The following is an 18,527-nucleotide window of genomic DNA, read 5'->3' on the forward strand; positions in this document are numbered from 1 at the left end:
GGGGAGCTTACTCCTACAGAATGGCCGCTCTGTGGGCAAACTCGCGCAGGATCTGCCAGGTGAGAGCCGCAAAGGCCAATGTCCAGGCGGCCAGTGCTACCACGAACGCCGCCGTCGTCAGGGGAGCAAGGAATGGAAGCTGGAGCGTCGCGGCCATTTGCTTTGTCGCGACCGCATACATGCCCAATGGAAAGACTGCGCCCCAGAGGAGAGGATCGTAGCGCAGTGGAAATCGCTGGATCAGGTGTTGCCAAGTCGTGAGCACGAGCAACATCGGAATCCACCACGTGCCAGTGGCCCAGTAGAAGACGGTGAATCCGTTGAGGAACGGCAGCAACAGGCCGAGAAACGGCGCGTCCGACGCGTTCTGCGCCAACTCTGTGCCAGCCAGCGTTGAGATGGCCATTGCACCCATGTTGATCCAGTAAGGTGGCGTCAGATCTCCGGGGGAGAAAGAAAAAAAGGTCTCACGATAGAAAATGAGCGAGATGATCCAAATGTAGAGCATTCCGCCCCATGACCACATCGACAGGGCGAAAAAATTGAGCTCGAGCCGAAGCGGTTGCGGCCAGTCACGCGCAATCAGGGCCGCTAGGACGGCGATCGACTGGGCGGCAACTACGGCTATGAGCCAGGCGCCGGTGAGACCTTCCTGCAGCGGAGGCTTGTCGTGCTTGACTGTAAGTGCAGTGAAGATGGTGTAGGTAAGGCCGACCCACAGCACCGCGCTGAACGCCAGCAACACAGTCGCAGCCGTCAGGCTGTGTGCCATCAAGAACTGAGCACCCAAAATGCAGGATGCTGCAACCGCAGTAAAGAAACCAGGCCCGCGCCGATGATCGGTCATGTCGGCTAGGATTAGCTCCGGATAGCGGATCGAGCGCAAGGTGGTCAAGCACGTCAGCACGACATAGGCGGCGAAGTTGAGAACGAACAGTCCTGTCGCGAGCCATACAAGCCCGAAATCCGACGCTCCGATCGATACGACGCCGGTAGCCATCACAAGCGCGAAATAGGCTGGCGATAAATGTTTCACCGGGAGCTTTCCGACCTTGGACGTTCCTTTTCCGGTCGACGAACTAAGCGCGCGCCGCCTTACGATGCGGAGATAGAGCGCGGTCAGGAGCTGCGCTACCAACGCGATTGTTGCGCGCGTTGTCGTGTCCCTTGCGAGGGCGCCCAAGTTTCACGTCAGTCGAACATGGGCCGGCAAGCTTTGATCCTTGGATACTAAGTCGGATATGCCGCGTGATCAAAGCGATGCCGGGAGCCATTGAGGACGACCTGGCGCGTCCAAAACTTACGGTTGTTGATCGCCCTGTAGGCTCCGCGCCGGCGTGGTTCCGCCATTCAGGGCGCGTCCTGCTCCGATGGGCCCGATAAAACTGGCTTCCCCTCCAATCATTAACTGTTGCTTCGTGGGCCGCGTTCCAAAGCAACTGGTGCGAGCGGTCTACGCATAAAGTCTCATTCGCCAAGCATTTCCTGATTAAGTGGAAGCACCACCGGCCGATGGGCAGGCTCTGCCGCGGCCTTGAAGATTGAACGCCGAAAGCGGTCAATGTTCGAGGCCACGGCACAATCGGAACGCGTGCGACACCGACCCCAGAAAGCAGAGCCGGCATGATCCATTCAAGCCAAATGAAATGCATGGGTTGGTTTAGTCGGTTGGCATTTGCGGTCTGATTGACGGGAATTGCTGGTTCGTGCTCGCGGCGCAAACCAGACCGTGAGATGACTTCGGCACAAATCGTCGACCCCAGGTGGGATGACTGGCGCTGCGGTCCAACTCAAGCTTGTCGAGGACGCGCTACAAACCAATCCAGACGCAAGTGCTGGGGGGCCTCAACCTCGACGCTTGCTCTTGACGCGTTTGACGGGAGCTTGAACCGACCGGCCGTAGGTGACGGAATGATCAGCCATATGCGGTATGCGCCGTTCAAGGTGTTTCACGACACGTAGAAAGATGCGCATCGAATTTGTGTCGAGACCGGCGGTCAAATTGTCGTGCCGCCGTAGAATTTCGTCGAAGCTGCGGTCGAGGAGGGCGATACCGGCCGCCGTAAGGCTAATCTCGTTGCGATTTCGCCGGCTCGCTTTAACGGGGGTTAACTCAATCAGTCCCTTCTCCTTGAGCGAGGAGGTTTCTCGGCTCACCACGGCTTTGTCTAAGTTCGCTTTCGTCCAGATGTCATAGGCGCTTGCCGGCTCATGCTCTCGTAGAAAAGACAAGATGCGCCACTCCGCCAGCGAAACACCGTGGGCCTGCGGAAAGAAGACATTCGCATTAGCGCGCAACTTCGCAACCAGGCTAGACAAGACCGTTGGAACGTAGCGATCGAAGTCGATCACTAGTTCACCAGGCGTGGCACGCTCCGATTTTGCTCGCGCGCTCGTCCGCTTCGAGCGTCGTGATGTGGATTGACCTTTCAATTCCTTATCAACCGAGCGCGCGCGACCTGAATGAGGATAGCGGCGAAGAGGAGTACGCCCGCGACAACAAGAAACCCAACGGTGAAGCTGCCCGATGCATCTTTTGCTCGCCCGATTGCCACCGGTATAGTAGCGCCGCCGATGCTACCGAGCATACCGACAAGACCGATCGCACCGGGCGCACTCTGCCGCGACAGATAGGATTGCGGGATAGTCCAGAACACCGCTTGCGTGCCGTAAACACCGACATTGGCTACCATGAAACCTACGATGATCCAAGTAGGCGTGGTCGCGACCGCCGCGATGGCGAAACCAGCGGCTGCGATCACGAACGTCATTGTGGCATAATGGAAGCGCTCACCGACGTGATCAGAGTGCCGCGAGAGCACGATCATGCCGATCAGCCCAGCAACCGGTGGGATCGCAGTGACGAGACCAACCTGGGAGGAGGGGAGACCGAAAGACTTAATGATCTGCGGCAACCACGGGAAGAGCGAGGCAAGGCCGCAGAACAAGCCGAAATTGCACAGACCGAAGAGGATCACCATTGGATTGGAAATCGTCTTCAAAACTCCTTCACCATGAACCACGCCGGTCGCCTTAGCATCTCGCTCGAGCGCGCCCACAAGCCAATCTCGTTGTTTGGCTGTAAGCCAGGTTGCCTGATGTGGCCGATCGGTAAGGTAAAAGATGCCTATGATGCCCAAAATGATCGGCGGAATACCCTCCAGAATGAACAGCCACTTCCAGCCCGCAATTCCGAGCGTTCCGCTCAACTCCAGGATGGCGCCCGAAATGAGCGAAGCAAATATGTAGGAGATTGGCACCGCGTAGTTGAACATCGCGTTGTAGCGAGCGCGGTAGACGAACGGGAACCACATGCTGAGAAGCAGCATAACGCCAGGAAATAGCCCAGACTCCGCGAATCCCAGAAACCCACGAAAGACATAGAGACTCAATGGCCCCTGAGTAAACGCCATCAAAATCGTGGCAATACCCCAGAGGATTGCGATGCGGGTCAACGTCATCCGCGCGCCGTAACGATGAAGGATGAGGTTGCTAGGGATTTCGAAGAGCGAGTAAGTGAAGTACATGATGCCAACTGCAATGCCGAACATCTCGGCACCGAGCCCGAGCTCCTTGTTCATCTGAAGTGCAGCAAAGGAAATGTTCCCGCGATCAAGGATCGCGAGAAAATACAATGCCATTACGAACCACATCAGACGCGCCGCGACCTTGCGGATTGTCGTGCGTTCAACGTCGGCATCGGTGCCGACGTCGATCAGCTTGCTCACTGCGACTTCCGTCACTTCCTGTCCCCTATTTTTTGTCCTGCTTCTTGATAAAATGGGTGGTTTAGGGTGGCAGACACACTTCTAGCTGATCGCCGGCCACGCGCACCGGATAGGTCGGGATGTCGATCTCAACCGGGCTGGTGAGTGCTTCGCCGGAGCGGATATCGAATCGTCCCATGTGAAGGGGGCACTCGATCTCGCAACCGTCTAGCGTGCCATCGGAAAGCAGCGCGTCGGCGTGAGTGCAGATGTTACCCGTTGCGTAAAACTGTTTGCCGATGCGGTACAGTGCCACGTGAAAACCTGCGATCTCCAAGCCCAGCGGCTCTCCCTCGCGCAAGTCCTCAACAGCCGCTGCAGCGTGCCACGTGCCATTCGTGTTCATGCGATCCTCAGATACTGTAGAAGTCGAGCACGGTGGCTACGTTGTCGTTCGCCAAAGTGATGATCTTGCGCGCGATCTTCCACTCTCCGCCGTCGAGCGTCAGCGTATGCTGATAGCTCCCGTAGCGGGCGTGCTCCTTTGATACGCGGGGATCGTAGACGTGGACTGCGAAAACCGATTGGCAAGAGATCTCGCAGGGGCCGGTTTCCCGCGCCTCCAGATTGGAGATTTGATGCACCGTTCGAGGTAGTGGAAGCGCTGTGATAGATTTGCGCGACTCGATGCGCGCGATCCGTTCCTCTAGTCCACGTCGGGAGGCATGGTAGAGAAGCGAGACCTGCGTGGTGGGATCTTGCGTGGTCTTGTACTCGTCCAACCAGGCGGGCACCCAGTAAACGGCGTCCTCCCGGTACATCGCGACCCATTCGCTCCAATTGCCATGGTCGAGTAGGCGGGCTTCCCGGAAGAGAATGGCTTCAGCTACCCGACGCGCGTCGACCAGTACCGAGGCGTTGCTGCTCATACCTTGGCCTCCTGTGCGGCGCGTTCCATAAGGCGACGCCATTCACGGTAGCCTGGGTAAAAGTTCGCTTCACCGCCGAAGCTCGGAGCACCGAAGGACCATTCGCGTGGATTTATACCGAGTTCGCGTGTGTGAACGCTATTCCCTCTACTGACTCCAGCGGCGCCGCGTAGATAGCCTTGTGTTGGTCCCGCGGTCGTGGCCTCGTAGCCGGTCTGACAGAACTCGTACATGACATTGTCATCCGAGCTTGCAAGCCCCGAAGCGTTGAAGAAGTCTTCGTAATTTCGGATGCGTAAGGTCCGTGCCGCGGTGCTCTCGCCAACGGGAGCCAGACAATGCGAGACCATTTCGGTCTTGTCGGGTGCCACCGGACGCCATGTACGGACCTGCGCCGACAAAATGTCAATCACCTGAAGGTTTGGAAAGATCGTCAGATTGCGCTGGCGCAACATCCACTTGGCACGCGCGTTACCGACACGTTGACGCACCGCCTCGAGCCGCGCCGGATCCACCCCTAAAGGCCGACCATATAGTTGCGTTCGCTTGATGGACCAATTTACGGCATGACCATAGTCGAAGCTAAAACTGCCTTGCCCTTCCTGTTCGTCCTCGGGCTCCGACGTAAAGCCGGCCTCGGGTCCAGCTGACACGTTGCGCTTCTTAAGGATGTCGACGTAGGAGCTATGAGTAGTTGAGAAGTGATAGTAGTCGAGCCCGTTCTCGAACTGAAGTTTCCAATTGCCGTCGAATGTGTAGGTGCTTGCGCCAGGTACAAACTCGACCTCGCCAGTGTCGCTTTGATCTACGATCAGGTCGAGGAAGGTCCGCGCGTCGCCTAAAAAGTCGTCTATAGGAGGAACGTCGGGGGACAAGCTGGCGAAGATAAAGCCACGATATGAGCCCAGCCGAGCAACCGGGATCAAATCGTGGTTCTCGTTTGAGAAGGAGCGTGGATATTGTCCGCTTGCCTCCTCGGTAATGGATACGTTGCGACCATTCGAGTCGTAAGCCCAGCCGTGATAGCGGCAGACATGAAACTTCTGCCGACCCTGCTTGAATGGACAAACGATTGTCCCGCGATGCCTGCAAGTATTGAGAAACGCGCCAATCTTGCCATCCGTGCCGCGCATGAGAAGGATCGGGTGGCGTCCGATGTTCGTAGTGACGAAATCGTTGGGCTTCGAGATCTGAGACTCAAGACCGATGAAGTTCCAGGTGGCTTCGAAGATGTAGCGCAGCTCCGCCTCGAACACGTCGGGATCAGAGAACAGACGGCGATCGATTTGGAAAATTGCTTCGTCTGGTCGATCGTCGATCAACTTCGAGATGGCCATCAACCGCGTGGCCTGACCTTGCTGAGTGTTGTTCACGACTTCCTCCTGCGAAAGACAGATGTGGCGCTCGCGCACGAACAGCTACGATACAATGCGCAGGAGATCATCGCGCGTCCTCCGGTGGCCTTCGTTGTCGGCGTGCTCGCCAGCCTTAGAGCAACTCTATAGTTGGCATGACAACTATAGTCAAGGTGAGGCTCGGCTCGAAAGGCCAAGCACCAGTCGAAGCGACGTGGCGAAGAGTCTCGTGCGGTTCCGCTCGATCACTCGATTGCACCGCACGGTTGGTGGAATTGGTCAGCGGTTGAAGCGTGACGATCTCATCGAGACGCCAAAGTCGACCTATCGCCAGACCGGTGCAGCATGCCTATCTCGGAGAGATGAAATCGGGAGCAGCCGGCGCCACCGCGGGTTAGGTGGATGATGCGAGCGACCGTCGCCCGGGGCGTCATCCTGCTCCTTCGCCATTCCGGGGCTGGCGAAGCGAGAACCCGAATTCATTCCACCACGTGCAGGCCGAATAGGCCGCCATTTGTTCACTCCATTCCTGCCTGGGTCGCATCGTGAAAGCGCGGCGCTGCGCCAGGCGCTTCTCGAATTGCGGCAAGGTTCGCGGCAGGATGGCGCCGTCATCAGATCCTCGCGCGGCGGCAGAATGACGCCGCTCAGCGTCGTGGTCTGGTTTAACCGCGCCTACAAGGAAATCAGTCTCGAAGGCTGCTCATCCGATTCTGGTCGAAGAACGTTCATTGCTCGCGCCGCCCGTATAGTTCGCAGAACAGGCGGCTCGCTCCGTGACGTTCAACTTCTGGCCGGCGATCCGCAAAGAGCTTGAGGACGAGAAGCCGCGCGCGACCGCGAAACGACGCAGGGACAATCTATTTCCGCTATATACTGAACGACGGCTCCTTTCCGGTGGCGCCGGTCGGTCATGTGGCGTCCTGCCTAAGCTCTATCGACGACATGCAGCGGATGGCAGCGCTCAGCGTTTCCGCGGAGATCGACTCAGGATTCTTTGTTTCGACCCCCGAGTTTTTGGCAGCCAACGCCAAATCAATGAGTTAGGCGATGCGCCTTTCTAGTTGGTCCCGACAGGTGCTCCAATTCGCTGTCACTTCTCGCCGAGGACTAGGTAAACGGGAGGGGTTCAGCCTGGAGGTTGGAACGGAGCGATCGCCTGGCGGGCTTCCAATCGAAAGTTAGCCGCGTCGTGAGCGTTTGCGAGCGAGCAGCGCCTCTGCAATGTGGTACAAATCGTCGTCGGAGCCACGACCTCGGCAGGCCGTGATGCCGTAGACGACCACGCGGGTGTTAGCGTCATCGTATGAGCCGTCGCAACTGATGAGATCGATGCTCGGCATGGTCGGCCCGAACTGGTCAGCGTCGTCGTTCCAGAATTCGAGCCCCGTGAGCGCGCAGGCGTAAGCGTTGGCTTCTAGTTTGGCCATGATTTGATCGAGCGTGACCGTCACTGCGACGGCAGGTCGTCCTTTGGCGGCTCTCTTCGTCTCGCGGGCCTTGGTTGCCTGCAATGCTCTTCGCATGCTGGTCCGTAGTCGCTTGATGTACGCGGCGTGGCGGGCGGCGGCGGCCGTCGCTTGATGGGTCATTGCGCTGTTGCGGCTTTTCGACAGCACGGCTAGGCAGCCTCGACGGTGAAGTCGAGGTGGACGGTTTTGGTCATTGCTTATTCTCCATGTCTTGCCAGAAGTCGTTGATCAGTTGGTTCAGTAACGAGGGCTCCCCTCCCGCCGGCATAGCGCCGATCGCCGTTGCCCGCCTGGTTGACCTAGCGCATGACACCGACCATGCGCGAGGTCTTTCCACGATTGCATCACAACGATTTCACAACCAAAGCGCCGCACCGCAATTGTCCGAACCCGCAATCCGTCGAAGATTGGGTTATCCTTGGCAAATGACGGTTCTCGCGCAATCCCCGCATGGCTGCCAAGCCACAATGCGTCGGGGTCGTCATCGACGGGGAGCTGTGTTTGGGCAACTACGATCGCGCAGAATTTATAAATATTCAGATTCGTGTATAAATCTGATCTATACGCGATGTCACATAGCGTGCTGGCATGCCTACGGTGCATTCCCCAACGGGATGAGCCATCAAGGCGCTGATCTCACTCTAAGCAAGGAACGCCGAGTGTTAGTTGCCCTGTCAACGTTTCGCAAAGGGCCATGCCCCCTCGTTGACCTTCGAGTCTCGTTCATTGTTCTCCTCTCCTAGGACAAACGTCCTAGCTAAGGCAGCATCGAGTTTCTAGATGTCGATAATGCGAAGGGTGCTGGCGACTGCCATCATGGTGTTGCTGCTGACGAACGTGGCCCACGCTGGAGCAACAATAGTGGGTGCTGGCTCTCAAACTTGCACCGCTTGGATAAATCGCAAGAAGAACGCCGTCATCAAAGGATCGTTCGAATCCTGGGTCGTTGGATTCATCAGTGGGTTGAACGTCAGCGGCGACCGAGAAATTGTCGGCGGCGGCGACTTCGATGCAATAGTCGCATGGATGGATCGGCGTTGCGCTGCTGAACCCTCGCTGCGGATTGGCATTGCCGCTTTGGACCTGGCGATGGAGTTAGCTGCTAAGTCTGCAACCGGGAAGCCTTGAAGGGTGCGGCAGACGCAAGTCGCGCCTGCAACGCCCGATGTGCAGGCAGCACAACGCCTGTTTCGCACACCCGCAAATCGCCCATGTCGCCAGATTGTCGCATCGCGCTGTTATCCGCAATGAAGGGGCGTGCAACTGATTCTCGCTAATTTTCCGGAGTCTTTTGGTCGCGGGAATCGTCATCGCCTTGTCACAGGAACCTGTTAGGTGCACAGGCATGGGAAGCGACTCCTTGAGTGAAGAGAGCCCCGAGCGGCGCTTTCGCACTTTGTTCATCTCCGACGTTCATCTCGGAGCCCGCGGCTCGCAAGCCGACCGTCTGTTGGACTTTCTTCGCTCTCACGATGCCGACACGATCTACCTCGTTGGCGATATCGTCGACGGTTGGGCGCTGAAGTCGAACTGGTACTGGCCGCAGACCCACAACGACTTCGTGCAGAAGATGCTGCGCAAGGCGCGCAAGGGCGCCAAGGTGATCTACGTCCCGGGCAACCATGACGAGTTCCTGCGTAAATACTATGGCACACATTTCGGCGGCATCGATGTAGTGGAGAACACAGTCCACACCGGCGCCGACGGCAAGCGCTATCTGGTGATCCACGGCGATATTTTCGATCTCGTGGTTCAGAACGCGCGCTGGCTCGCCCATCTCGGCGACAAGGCCTACGACTTCGCGATCCAGATGAATCGCTTCGTCAACTTCTTCCGCAAGATGTTCGGCGTGCCGTACTGGTCGCTGTCGCAATGGGCCAAGCTCAAGGTCAAGAAGGCAGTGAACTATATCGGCGCATTCGAGGCCACGCTTGCAGGCGAGGCGCGTCGGCACGGCTGCGACGGCGTGATCTGTGGCCACATCCACTACGCCACGATTCATGATGAGCACGGCATCCGCTACATGAATTGCGGCGACTGGGTGGAGAGCTGCACCGCACTTGCCGAACATGACGATGGCCACTTCGAGATCATCACCTGGACCGATCCGGTCCGCCGTATAGCCCCGGTCCCACGAGTAACGGCACGCGCTGCATGACGCATATCCTGGTCGCGACTGATGCGTGGCATCCCCAGGTCAACGGGGTGGTACGCACGCTGACCATGATGGCGCAGGCGGCAAAATCGCTCGGCGTCGAGGTGAGTTTCCTGACGCCGGAATCGTTCCGCACCTTTGCGATGCCGAGCTATCGCGACCTGCGGCTGGCGCTGCCATATCGGGCCAAGGTCGCAAGGCTGATCGAGGCGGCAAAGCCGGACAGCATCCATATCGCGACCGAGGGGCCGATCGGGCTGTCGGTTCGCCGCTATTGCCGCAAGCACGGCCTACCGTTCACGACGAGCTTCCACACCCGCTTTCCCGAATATGTCTCGGCGCGGTCGCCAGTTCCGGAAGCTTGGATCTGGCGCGCGCTGCGCTGGTTCCACAAGCCGAGCCAGGCCGTGATGGCGGCGACGCCGACGCTGGCCGGTGAGCTGCGGCTGCGCGGCTTCCGCAACGTCGTGCTGTGGTCGCGCGGCGTCGATACCGCGTTGTTCCATCCGCGTGATGTTGACCTTTGCTTGCCACAGCCGGTCTATCTCAGCGTCGGCCGCGTCGCGGTGGAGAAGAATCTCGAGGCCTTCCTCGATCTCGATCTACCCGGCACCAAGGTCGTGGTCGGCGACGGCCCGGCGCGTGCGGCGCTCGAGCGGAAATACCCGCAGGCCGTGTTCCTCGGCGCGCGCCATGGCGAGGAGCTGGCCGAGATCTATGCTGCGGCCGACGTGTTCGTTTTCCCGAGCCGGACCGACACGTTCGGCCTGGTGCTGCTCGAAGCACTGGCCAGTGGCCTGCCAGTTGCCGCCTTTCCGGTCACTGGCCCCGTTGACGTGATTGGCGCGGCTCCGGTCGGTGTGCTCGACGAGGATTTGCGCCACGCCTGCCTGGAGGCCCTGAGCATCCCGCGGCAGGCCTGCGTCGATTTTGCCGCGCTCCATACCTGGCAGGCTTCGGCGCGGGTGTTCATCGAGCGCGCCATGAATGTCCGGCCGGTCCCACCGGACAGTGAGGGGGAAGCGATGGAGCTCGGTGCCGAAAAGCACCATTTCGCCGTTCTGCCGGCCACCCAGCAGGCTTCTCGCCAAAGCGCGATGAAGTCAGTTTAGAAGCGTCACCGCGCTTTAGCCTGTTGTTTGGGCATGATCTTTCCCGAAAGCCGCTTCGGCTTTGCCGGATTATGCTTTAGCCCATCTCACGCTAAAGCGTCTTGCCGGGCTGCCGGCCGCCGCGATAGAAATTGCGGATGACGGAAACCGCCATAAATCCACCCGTCGCTGCCGCGGACATTGATGCCGCCGCAAGGGTGGTCGCGCCGTTCGCGGTGCGCACGCCTCTCCTGACCTTCCCCGTTCTCAACGAACGCGTCGGCACCAAGGTTTTCCTGAAACCCGAGATGCTGCAGCGGACCGGATCGTTCAAGTTCCGCGGCGCCTTCAACAAGCTGGCCTCGATCCCGCAAGCTCAGCGGGGCGGCGGCGTCGTTGCGTTCTCCTCGGGCAACCATGCCCAGGGCGTCGCGGCCGCGGCCAAGATCTTCAACATGCAGGCGACCATCGTGATGCCTGCGGACTCGCCGCTGACCAAGCGCGAGCGGACCAAGTCCTATGGCGCCGAGGTCGTACTCTACGATCGCGACCGCGACAACCGCGAGGCGATCGCCAACGGCATCGCTGCCAAGCGCGGCGCGACGCTGGTACGTCCCTATGACGATCCCTTCGTGATCGCGGGGCAGGGCACCGCAGGCCGCGAGATCGCCGAGGACATGGCGACGCTCGGGCTCACACCCGACATCGTCGTGGCGCCGGCCTCCGGCGGCGGCTTGATCGCGGGCGTCGCCACCGCCGTGAAATCGAAATTTCCGCAGGCCAGGGTGATCGTCGCCGAGCCCGCGGGCTATGACGATCATGCGTTGTCGCTCAAGGTCGGGCACCGCGAGGCGCATCCGGTTGCGGCACGCACCATCTGCGATGCCCTGATGGCGGCGATGCCGGGCGAGCTCACCTTCGCCATCAACAGCAAGCTCTTGGCAAACGGCGTCAGCGCGTCCGACGACGAAGTCGGTGCCGCCGTTGCGTTCGCCTATCGCGAGCTGAAGCTCGTGGTCGAGCCCGGCGGCGCGGTCGGGCTCGCCGCACTGCTGGCCGGACGGATCGACGCCAAGGACAAGAACGTCGTGATCGTGCTCTCGGGCGGCAATGTCGACGCGGAGCTGTTCGCCAAGCTGGTCGCCTGACACGACCTGATCAAAATGGAATTGGGCAGGGCGTTGGCCGCTCTGCCCATTGCTGTTGGTGGCGATCGATGCCGTCAGCGCACGACGCGGCGCAGGATCACGAGAAGAACGCGATCTTCTCGGCCTGGGTCATGCGGCGGATCGCCGCGAGCGGATCGTTTGCCGCGGCGTTCGGCTTCTTCACGAGCCCGCTTGCGATGATCGTCGAGCCAAGCGAGACGTTGGCCGCAGGAGCAGGAGCGGTCTCCGCGTCAATCTGGGGCGGCGCGGGGCTTAGCGGCGCCTCTGCAACTTGCAGCTCGGCCGCCGGTTGGGGGGCGGTCACCGGCGCGGGCGATTGTGCGGGCGCTGGCTCGGCCGCCATCGCCATCTCAAGCACCGGCGCAGCCATTGCGGGCTCCGTTGCCATCGCCTCAGCGGCGCGCATCTCCGCCACGAGTGTGGCCTCGTCATCCTCGATTGGATCGCTCGCCCCCATCTCGATTGCGATGAGGTCGAGGACCGCTTCGTCCTCCGCATTTGCCGCGGCCTCCTGGCTGACGCGGGCGAGCTCGGCAGCCTCGGCTTCGGCCAATGCGGCCTCGGCTTTTGCGAGAGCGTCCTCGACGGGCTGCGGCGGCACTTCGGCCACGGCAGCTTCCACGCTCGGCGTCGCCGTTACGTCGTGAGCTGCGGCAACCTCGGCGACCGTGCCATCGGGCCTTGCGCTTTCGGCTGCCGGTGCCGGCGCGGGAGCAGCGACTGGCGCCTCCGCGACAGGCGTCTCAGCGACAGGCGTTTCAGCGACCGGCGCCTCGGCGAGGGCCGGTTCCGCCGCGGGCGCGACCGCCTCGGCTGTCTTGAACTCAGCGAGCCGGCGGGCCAGGCTTGCGAAGGCGGCATCCAAAACGCCCTTGGCTTCATCAAACGAGACCTGCGCAACGCCGGCCTCGATGGCGCTGGCCTGCGAATCCATGATGTCGCAGATCCTGCCGTCATTGCCGATTTCGCGCAGCCGCCAGGAGATTTCGCGGATCACGCGCACACCCTTGCGAATCGGCGCCAGCCTCTGCTCGAAGCTCAGCTCATCGATCGCGGCAATGGCGGAAGCCTGGACCGCCTCGACCGCGCCGCGCAGGGCGGAGAGCGCCTGTTCGAGCTGCTCGTCCCTGAAGGCGTCTGCGGCAGCCTGCCGCTGTGCGCTGAGGCTTTCCTCGATCCGCGCTACGGCGTCGAGCACCATGCGGGTATCGGCGTTGCGGTTGCGTTTGGCGTACTCGCCAAGGAACCAGCGGCCCCGCGAGGTCTCCATGAAGGCCTCGCGGATCGCGACATAGTCCTCCTCGCTCGGCTGGGCGGCGCGGGCGGAAATCGGCGACAGGGCGAATGCTTCTTCGGCCATCACAATCTCTTCGCGCAAATCACTGCGCGTTACGCTAACGATCACCACGATATCGCGCGAATCGCAATTGAATTGATGTCTTCCGAATCACAAATCCCCATCGCAGCCAGGGTTGCGCCGCGGCGATTCGCGAGGAGCCTGGCGGCATTTTACGCCACGCTGTTTGGAGTGACGGGCGTTCATCTGCCGTTTTTCACGGTGTGGCTGAAGGCGATCGGCATCGACGCCACCTGGATCGGCTTCATCACGGCGGTACCGCCGGTGACGCGCTTCACCGTGCTGCCGCTGGTCACGGCCGCAGCGGAGCGGCGCCAGATGCTGCGCGGTGCGATCATGCTCACGGGCTTTGCCACCGCGCTCGGGTTTGTGGTGATCGGCACCCAGCACCAGCCAGCGCTCGTCTTGCTGGTCTATGCGCTGACCTGTTGCGTTTGGACGCCCATGGTGCCTCTAACCGATGCCTATGCGCTACGTGGCGTGGCGCGTTACGGTCTGAGCTACGGCCCGCTGCGGCTCTGGGGTTCGGCCGCGTTCGTGGCTTGTGCGCTCGCAAGCGGGCTATTGCTCGGCCATGTCGCCGAGGTCCATCTGATCTGGATCGTCACGGCTGTGACCGTCGTCGGTGCGATGGTCGCCTTGACGCTGCGGCCGCTGGACCGGCCGGCTTCGGCGCCCGCGGCCAGCGCCGGTGCGCGGAAGCTTTTGGGCGACCCCGGCTTCCTTGCCATCATCATATCCTCGGCGCTGATCCAGAGCAGTCACTCCGCCTATTACATCTTCGCATCCATCGCCTGGCGGCAAGCCGGTTTCAGCGGCCTGACGATCGCCGCCCTGTGGGTGATCGGCGTTCTCGCCGAAATCGTCTTGTTCGCGCTGTCGCCGCGCTTCACGCTGCCGTCTGCGATGCTTGTGGTGATCGCAGCTGCCAGCGCCGTGGTGCGCTGGACGATCACCGCGCAGGATCCGCCGCTTGCGGTTCTCGCCGTGGTTCAGCTCGCGCACGGACTGACCTTCGGGCTGACCCAGGTCGGCATCATGGGGCTGATGGTGCATCACGTGCCGGTTCACGTGATGGCGCGCGGGCAGGGCTACCTCACCGCCTGCGGCGGCATCGTCGCAAGCACCACGTCGATCGTGAGCGGCATGGTCTATGCGCGCTATGGGCTCGGCGTCTACGACATGATGGCTGCGATGGGGGCGGCGGGCGGGCTTGTGATGTGGCTGTCGCGCAAACGCTTCACCCACTAGCCCCAGAGCGCGGCGTCCGGCGGATAAACGAGGCTGTCCTCGTAGCGCAGGCCGTGCTCGCGGTCGCGTGCCAGCAGCAGCGGGCCGTCGAGATCGACGAAGCGGGCGGCTTGCGCGATCAGCATCGCCGGGGCCATCGAAAGCGAGGTCGCGACCATGCAGCCAATCATGATCTCGAAGTCCAGTGCGCGGGCGGCGTCCGCCATTGCCAGTGCCTCGGTCAGTCCACCGGTCTTGTCGAGCTTGATATTGACCGCGTCATAGCGGCCGCGCAGGCCCTCGAGCGAGGCGCGATCATGCACGCTCTCGTCGGCGCAGACCGCGACCGCTCGCTTGATCCGCGACAGCGCCTCGTCCTTGCCGGCCGGCAGCGGCTGCTCGATCAGGGTGACGCCGGCATCGGCGCAGGCCGAAAGATTGGCCGCAAGGTTGTCCTCGGTCCACGCCTCGTTGGCGTCGACGATCAGCTCGGAGGCCGGCGCGGCCTTGCGCACGGCGGCAATCCGCGCGCCGTCGCCTTCACCGCCGAGCTTGATCTTGAGCAGCTGGCGCTGTGCCGCCCTGGCGGTGGCCTCCGCCATCGCTTCGGGTGTTCCCAGCGAAATCGTATAGGCGGTGGTGCGCGGGGTGGGCGCCGGCCGGCCGAGCAGGTTCCAGATGCGCTCGCGGGCAAGCTTGGCCTCAAGATCCAAAAGCGCGCAATCCAGCGCGTTGCGCGCGGCGCCGGCCGCCATCCTGGCCTGCAGGGCGCCCCGGTCCATGCCGCCGGCGAGAGGTTCCTGCAGGGCCTGGATCGCCTGCAGGGAGGCTTCCGGCGTCTCGCCATAGCGGGGGTAGGGTACGCATTCGCCGCGGCCGGTCAGGCCGTCCCGGCTGACCTCGGCCACCACGACCGCCGCCTCGGTCTTGGCGCCCCGGCTGATCGTGAAGGTGCCCGCGATCGGCCAGCGCTCGATCCGGGCGTTCAGGGAAATTGTTCGGGGCGGGTGGGAAGTCATTTTAAAGTCTACTATTTCCTGAACCGTATGCTTGCGAGACGCAATCAACTATGGCTGGTTAGTGACAGATTCGACAAGCCGTCCCGGCAGCGCCGGAAACATGCTTTCGAACGGCAACGCAGCCGAGGGGCAAAAGGTGAGCGGCGACCCGACACTGGAGCGGATAGCGCAGGGCGAGGGACTGGCGTTGTGCGCGGCGGGCAACTGGACGGCCCGCTTTGCTCCGGCGCTCGAACGGATCGTCTCGGATGCCGAGAAGCTGCGTGGCACCCGTCCGCACATCTTCATTGATGTGTCGCAGGTCTCCAGCCTGGATACTTTCGGCGCTTGGCTGATCGAACGGCTGCGCCGCAGTCTCAGCGATGCCGCGACGGAAGCCATGATCGCCGGCCTGTCCGCCAACTATTCGAGCCTGGTGGATGAGGTTCGCCGCGTCGGTACCGCGCCCAAGGTCGACAGCGAGCCGCTGTCGATCACGGTCATGCTCGAGCAGATCGGCCGCACCGTGGTCGGCATCGGTGGCACGATCGTCAGTCTGGTCGACATGCTGGGCGCCGTGATCGCCGCGACCGGCAAGGTGTTGATCCATCCACGCAGCTTCCGCCTGACCTCGACGGTGCATCACCTCGAGCAAGTGTGCTGGCGCGCGGTGCCGATCGTGGTGCTGATCACATTCCTGATCGGCTGCATCATCTCGCAGCAGGGCATCTTCCATTTCCGACAGTTCGGCGCCGACATCTTCGTCGTCGACATGCTCGGCGTACTGGTGCTGCGCGAGATCGGCGTGCTGCTGGTTGCAATCATGGTCGCGGGCCGATCGGGCTCGGCCTATACCGCCGAGCTCGGCTCGATGAAGATGCGCGAGGAGATCGACGCGCTGCGCACGATGGGTTTCGATCCGATCGAGGTGCTGATCCTGCCGCGCATGCTCGCGCTGGTGCTGGCGCTGCCGATCCTGGCCTTCCTTGGCGCGATGGCAGCGCTCTATGGCGGCGGCCTGGTGGCCTGGCTCTATGGCGGCGTCGATCCGGAGGCCTTCCTGCTCCGCCTTCGTGATGCCATATCGATCGACCATTTCATCGTCGGCCTGGTCAAGGCGCCGGTCATGGCCGCGGTGATCGGCATCGTCGCTTGCGTCGAAGGCTTTGCGGTGCAGGGGTCCGCGGAGTCGCTCGGACAGCACACCACCGCGTCGGTGGTGAAAGGGATCTTCTTCGTGATCGTGATGGACGGCGTGTTCGCGATCTTCTTCGCCTCGATCGGGATGTGACCATGCCGGAGCAGGCAGACGACGCCATCATCCGGGTCCGCGACATCACCGTGCAGTTCGGCAAGACCCGCGTGCTCGACGGTCTCAACCTCGACGTCAGGCGAGGCGAGATTCTCGGCTTCGTCGGCCCGTCCGGCGCCGGCAAGTCGGTGCTGACGCGCACCATCATCGGTCTCGTGCCGAAAGTCTCCGGCCGCATCGAGGTGTTCGGTGTCGACCTCGATGCAGCAAGTTCGGGGCAGCGCCGGGCGGTCGAACGGCGCTGGGGCATCCTGTTCCAGCAGGGCGCGCTGTTCTCGTCGCTCACCGTGCGGCAGAACATCCAGTTTCCGGTGCGCGAATATCTGCGCGTCTCGCAGCGGCTGCTCGACGAGATCATGGTCGCCAAGCTCGTGATGGTCGGTCTGAAGCCGGAGGTCGCCGATCGCTATCCGTCGGAATTGTCCGGCGGCATGATCAAGCGCGTGGCGCTGGCGCGCGCGCTCGCGCTCGATCCTGAACTGGTGTTTCTCGACGAGCCGACGTCGGGCCTCGATCCGATCGGCGCCGGCGATTTCGACGAGCTGGTGCGCACCCTGCAGCGGACTTTGGGGCTGACCGTTTTCATGGTAACCCACGATCTCGACAGTCTTTATACCGCGTGCGACCGCATCGCCGTTTTAGGGAACGGTAAGATCATTGCTGCAGGATCGATCGCCGACATGAGGGCATCGCAACATCCGTGGCTGCAGCAGTACTTCAACGGCAAGCGCGCCCGCGCCGTTGTGGCCGAGCCATGATCCCGAACAACAGAGGCCGGTTTTCGGACGAGATCATGAGCCAACAAGGGGTTCGACAGGCCCTGACGCAGGCTGGCTGCGACAGGACCTAGGAGCAATCGATGGAAACGCGGGCGAACTATGTGCTGATCGGAGCGTTCACGCTGGCGGTGATCGCGGCGGCGTTCGGCTTCGTGCTCTGGTTCCAGAGCCTGCACACCACCAAGCAGCGCAGCCCCTTGAGGGTGATCTTCGAGGGCCCGGCGTCAGGCCTGCGCAATGGCGGCGCTGTGAACTTTAACGGTATTAGAGTAGGGGAAGTGATCTCGGTGAAGCTCGACAATCCGAGGCGCGTGGTTGCGCTCGCGATGGTCGAGAACAACGCCCCGATCCGCAAGGATACCCGCGTCGGCCTCGAATTCCAGGGCCTCACCGGCGTTGCCGCGATTTCGCTGCGGGGCGGCGAGGAGGCGGCTCCGCCGGTGCCGATCGACGAGGACGGCATCCCGGTGCTGACGGCCGATCCGAACTCGCTGCAGGACGTCACCGAGGCGATCCGCGCCACCCTGCAGAACGTCAATCGCATCGTCGCCGACAATCAGGAGTCGGTGAAGAACTCGCTCAGGAATCTCGAGACCTTTACCTCGGCGCTGGCGCGCAACTCCGAGAAGATCGACAACGTCATGCTCAAGGTCGATGGCGTGATGGGCAAGGCCGACAGCTTGATGCTCGGACTGAACGCGATTGCCGGCGGCAACAATGGCGGCGAGCTCAATCTGACTGTGAAGTCGATCCGCGAGCTTGCCGACAATCTCGACAAGCGTTCCAACGCCCTGGTCCTCGATGGCCGCCGGACGCTGTCCGACATCAGCCGCGCCGTCAACAATTTCGACCGCAACCCGAGCCGGGTGATCTTCGGCGGCAGCAACAACGCGCCGGAACCGCCGGCTCCGGTACCGGCCGGGCCGGGTCCGCGACGTCGGCAGTGATGTGATCGGCGAGTGGGGCGTGGCGA

At 61.8% G+C, this 18,527-nt stretch carries 17 protein-coding genes; 8 read left to right on the top strand and 9 right to left on the bottom strand.

What is annotated here, in order from left to right:
• Window positions 1-13 precede the first annotated feature (13 nt).
• The 7 genes from AS156_RS06960 to AS156_RS06990 all read right to left on the bottom strand — a co-directional run bounded on the left by AS156_RS06960 (window position 14) and on the right by AS156_RS06990 (window position 7,610).
• Window positions 14-1,036 carry a tellurite resistance/C4-dicarboxylate transporter family protein gene (locus AS156_RS06960; protein WP_066501847.1) on the bottom strand — a complete coding sequence of 341 codons (1,023 nt, stop codon included), beginning with the start codon at window positions 1,034-1,036 and terminating at the stop codon, window positions 14-16.
• An 809-nt stretch (window positions 1,037-1,845) separates the two neighbouring features.
• Entirely contained in the window at window positions 1,846-2,352 is a 507-nt protein-coding gene (locus AS156_RS06965) for a MarR family winged helix-turn-helix transcriptional regulator (protein WP_066501766.1), read from the bottom strand.
• A gap of 77 nt (window positions 2,353-2,429) precedes the next feature.
• Window positions 2,430-3,728, bottom strand: a complete 1,299-nt coding sequence (locus AS156_RS06970) for an MFS transporter (protein ID WP_245312578.1) — start codon at window positions 3,726-3,728, stop codon at window positions 2,430-2,432.
• 61 nt (window positions 3,729-3,789) lie between these two features.
• Complete coding sequence (locus AS156_RS06975; protein WP_066501779.1) at window positions 3,790-4,113, bottom strand: non-heme iron oxygenase ferredoxin subunit; 324 nt, start codon at window positions 4,111-4,113, stop codon at window positions 3,790-3,792.
• A gap of 7 nt (window positions 4,114-4,120) precedes the next feature.
• A complete protein-coding gene (locus AS156_RS06980; RefSeq protein WP_066501797.1) occupies window positions 4,121-4,636 on the bottom strand; it encodes an aromatic-ring-hydroxylating dioxygenase subunit beta in 516 nt (171 codons plus the stop codon).
• On the bottom strand, window positions 4,633-6,009 hold the full coding sequence (locus tag AS156_RS06985) for an aromatic ring-hydroxylating oxygenase subunit alpha (RefSeq protein ID WP_245312580.1): 1,377 nt from the start codon (window positions 6,007-6,009) through the stop codon (window positions 4,633-4,635). Before AS156_RS06985 ends, AS156_RS06980 begins: the two co-directional genes overlap by 4 nt.
• 1,163 nt (window positions 6,010-7,172) lie before the next feature.
• Complete coding sequence (locus tag AS156_RS06990) at window positions 7,173-7,610, bottom strand: hypothetical protein (protein ID WP_136626061.1); 438 nt, start codon at window positions 7,608-7,610, stop codon at window positions 7,173-7,175.
• A gap of 669 nt (window positions 7,611-8,279) precedes the next feature.
• Here AS156_RS06990 and AS156_RS06995 point away from each other — a divergent pair.
• The 4 genes from AS156_RS06995 to AS156_RS07010 all read left to right on the top strand — a co-directional run bounded on the left by AS156_RS06995 (window position 8,280) and on the right by AS156_RS07010 (window position 11,857).
• Window positions 8,280-8,591, top strand: a complete 312-nt coding sequence (locus AS156_RS06995) for a hypothetical protein (protein ID WP_136626062.1) — start codon at window positions 8,280-8,282, stop codon at window positions 8,589-8,591.
• A gap of 217 nt (window positions 8,592-8,808) precedes the next feature.
• Window positions 8,809-9,621 (top strand): UDP-2,3-diacylglucosamine diphosphatase, encoded by an 813-nt coding sequence (locus AS156_RS07000; RefSeq protein ID WP_066501800.1) that lies wholly within the window; start codon window positions 8,809-8,811, stop codon window positions 9,619-9,621.
• Window positions 9,618-10,730: a glycosyltransferase family 4 protein gene (locus AS156_RS07005; protein ID WP_066501801.1), complete on the top strand. Its 1,113-nt coding sequence runs from the start codon at window positions 9,618-9,620 to the stop codon at window positions 10,728-10,730. The genes AS156_RS07000 and AS156_RS07005 overlap by 4 nt, the downstream gene beginning before the upstream one ends.
• Before the next feature lie 137 nt (window positions 10,731-10,867).
• A complete protein-coding gene (locus tag AS156_RS07010; protein ID WP_066501803.1) occupies window positions 10,868-11,857 on the top strand; it encodes a threonine/serine dehydratase family protein in 990 nt (329 codons plus the stop codon).
• 97 nt (window positions 11,858-11,954) lie between these two features.
• Here AS156_RS07010 and AS156_RS42745 read toward each other — a convergent pair whose 3' ends face one another.
• Window positions 11,955-13,238 carry a hypothetical protein gene (locus tag AS156_RS42745; RefSeq protein ID WP_066501859.1) on the bottom strand — a complete coding sequence of 428 codons (1,284 nt, stop codon included), beginning with the start codon at window positions 13,236-13,238 and terminating at the stop codon, window positions 11,955-11,957.
• Between the two features lie 75 nt (window positions 13,239-13,313).
• Between AS156_RS42745 and AS156_RS07020 the strand changes: the two genes are divergently transcribed.
• Window positions 13,314-14,486 carry an MFS transporter gene (locus AS156_RS07020; protein WP_066501805.1) on the top strand — a complete coding sequence of 391 codons (1,173 nt, stop codon included), beginning with the start codon at window positions 13,314-13,316 and terminating at the stop codon, window positions 14,484-14,486.
• Here AS156_RS07020 and dgcA read toward each other — a convergent pair.
• Window positions 14,483-15,484: an N-acetyl-D-Glu racemase DgcA gene (gene dgcA / locus AS156_RS07025; RefSeq protein ID WP_066501808.1), complete on the bottom strand. Its 1,002-nt coding sequence runs from the start codon at window positions 15,482-15,484 to the stop codon at window positions 14,483-14,485. The two genes, AS156_RS07020 and dgcA, sit on opposite strands and share 4 nt — an antisense overlap.
• Before the next feature lie 136 nt (window positions 15,485-15,620).
• Here dgcA and AS156_RS07030 point away from each other — a divergent pair, with 136 nt between their 5' ends.
• The 3 genes from AS156_RS07030 to AS156_RS07040 all read left to right on the top strand — a co-directional run bounded on the left by AS156_RS07030 (window position 15,621) and on the right by AS156_RS07040 (window position 18,501).
• Window positions 15,621-16,754: an MlaE family ABC transporter permease gene (locus tag AS156_RS07030; RefSeq protein ID WP_066501865.1), complete on the top strand. Its 1,134-nt coding sequence runs from the start codon at window positions 15,621-15,623 to the stop codon at window positions 16,752-16,754.
• A gap of 2 nt (window positions 16,755-16,756) precedes the next feature.
• The gene (locus tag AS156_RS07035) at window positions 16,757-17,533 is read left to right on the top strand and encodes an ABC transporter ATP-binding protein (protein WP_066501810.1); all 777 of its coding nucleotides are present in this window, start codon (window positions 16,757-16,759) and stop codon (window positions 17,531-17,533) included.
• Between the two features lie 101 nt (window positions 17,534-17,634).
• Window positions 17,635-18,501 (top strand): MlaD family protein, encoded by an 867-nt coding sequence (locus AS156_RS07040; protein ID WP_066501811.1) that lies wholly within the window; start codon window positions 17,635-17,637, stop codon window positions 18,499-18,501.
• Window positions 18,502-18,527: the final 26 nt, after the last annotated feature.

This window comes from Bradyrhizobium macuxiense (assembly GCF_001542415.1).
Lineage (GTDB): Bacteria > Pseudomonadota > Alphaproteobacteria > Rhizobiales > Xanthobacteraceae > Bradyrhizobium > Bradyrhizobium macuxiense.

Coding starts and splice junctions, on each gene's coding strand:
- AS156_RS07020 (WP_066501805.1), top strand. CDS start 13,314: ATGTCTTCCGAATCACAAATCCCCATCGCAGCCAGGGTTGCGCCGCGG.
- AS156_RS07010 (WP_066501803.1), top strand. CDS start 10,868: ATGACGGAAACCGCCATAAATCCACCCGTCGCTGCCGCGGACATTGAT.
- AS156_RS07040 (WP_066501811.1), top strand. CDS start 17,635: ATGGAAACGCGGGCGAACTATGTGCTGATCGGAGCGTTCACGCTGGCG.
- AS156_RS07005 (WP_066501801.1), top strand. CDS start 9,618: ATGACGCATATCCTGGTCGCGACTGATGCGTGGCATCCCCAGGTCAAC.
- AS156_RS06980 (WP_066501797.1), bottom strand. CDS start 4,636: ATGAGCAGCAACGCCTCGGTACTGGTCGACGCGCGTCGGGTAGCTGAA.
- dgcA (WP_066501808.1), bottom strand. CDS start 15,484: ATGACTTCCCACCCGCCCCGAACAATTTCCCTGAACGCCCGGATCGAG.
- AS156_RS42745 (WP_066501859.1), bottom strand. CDS start 13,238: ATGGCCGAAGAAGCATTCGCCCTGTCGCCGATTTCCGCCCGCGCCGCC.
- AS156_RS07035 (WP_066501810.1), top strand. CDS start 16,757: ATGCCGGAGCAGGCAGACGACGCCATCATCCGGGTCCGCGACATCACC.
- AS156_RS07000 (WP_066501800.1), top strand. CDS start 8,809: ATGGGAAGCGACTCCTTGAGTGAAGAGAGCCCCGAGCGGCGCTTTCGC.
- AS156_RS06995 (WP_136626062.1), top strand. CDS start 8,280: ATGGTGTTGCTGCTGACGAACGTGGCCCACGCTGGAGCAACAATAGTG.
- AS156_RS06975 (WP_066501779.1), bottom strand. CDS start 4,113: ATGAACACGAATGGCACGTGGCACGCTGCAGCGGCTGTTGAGGACTTG.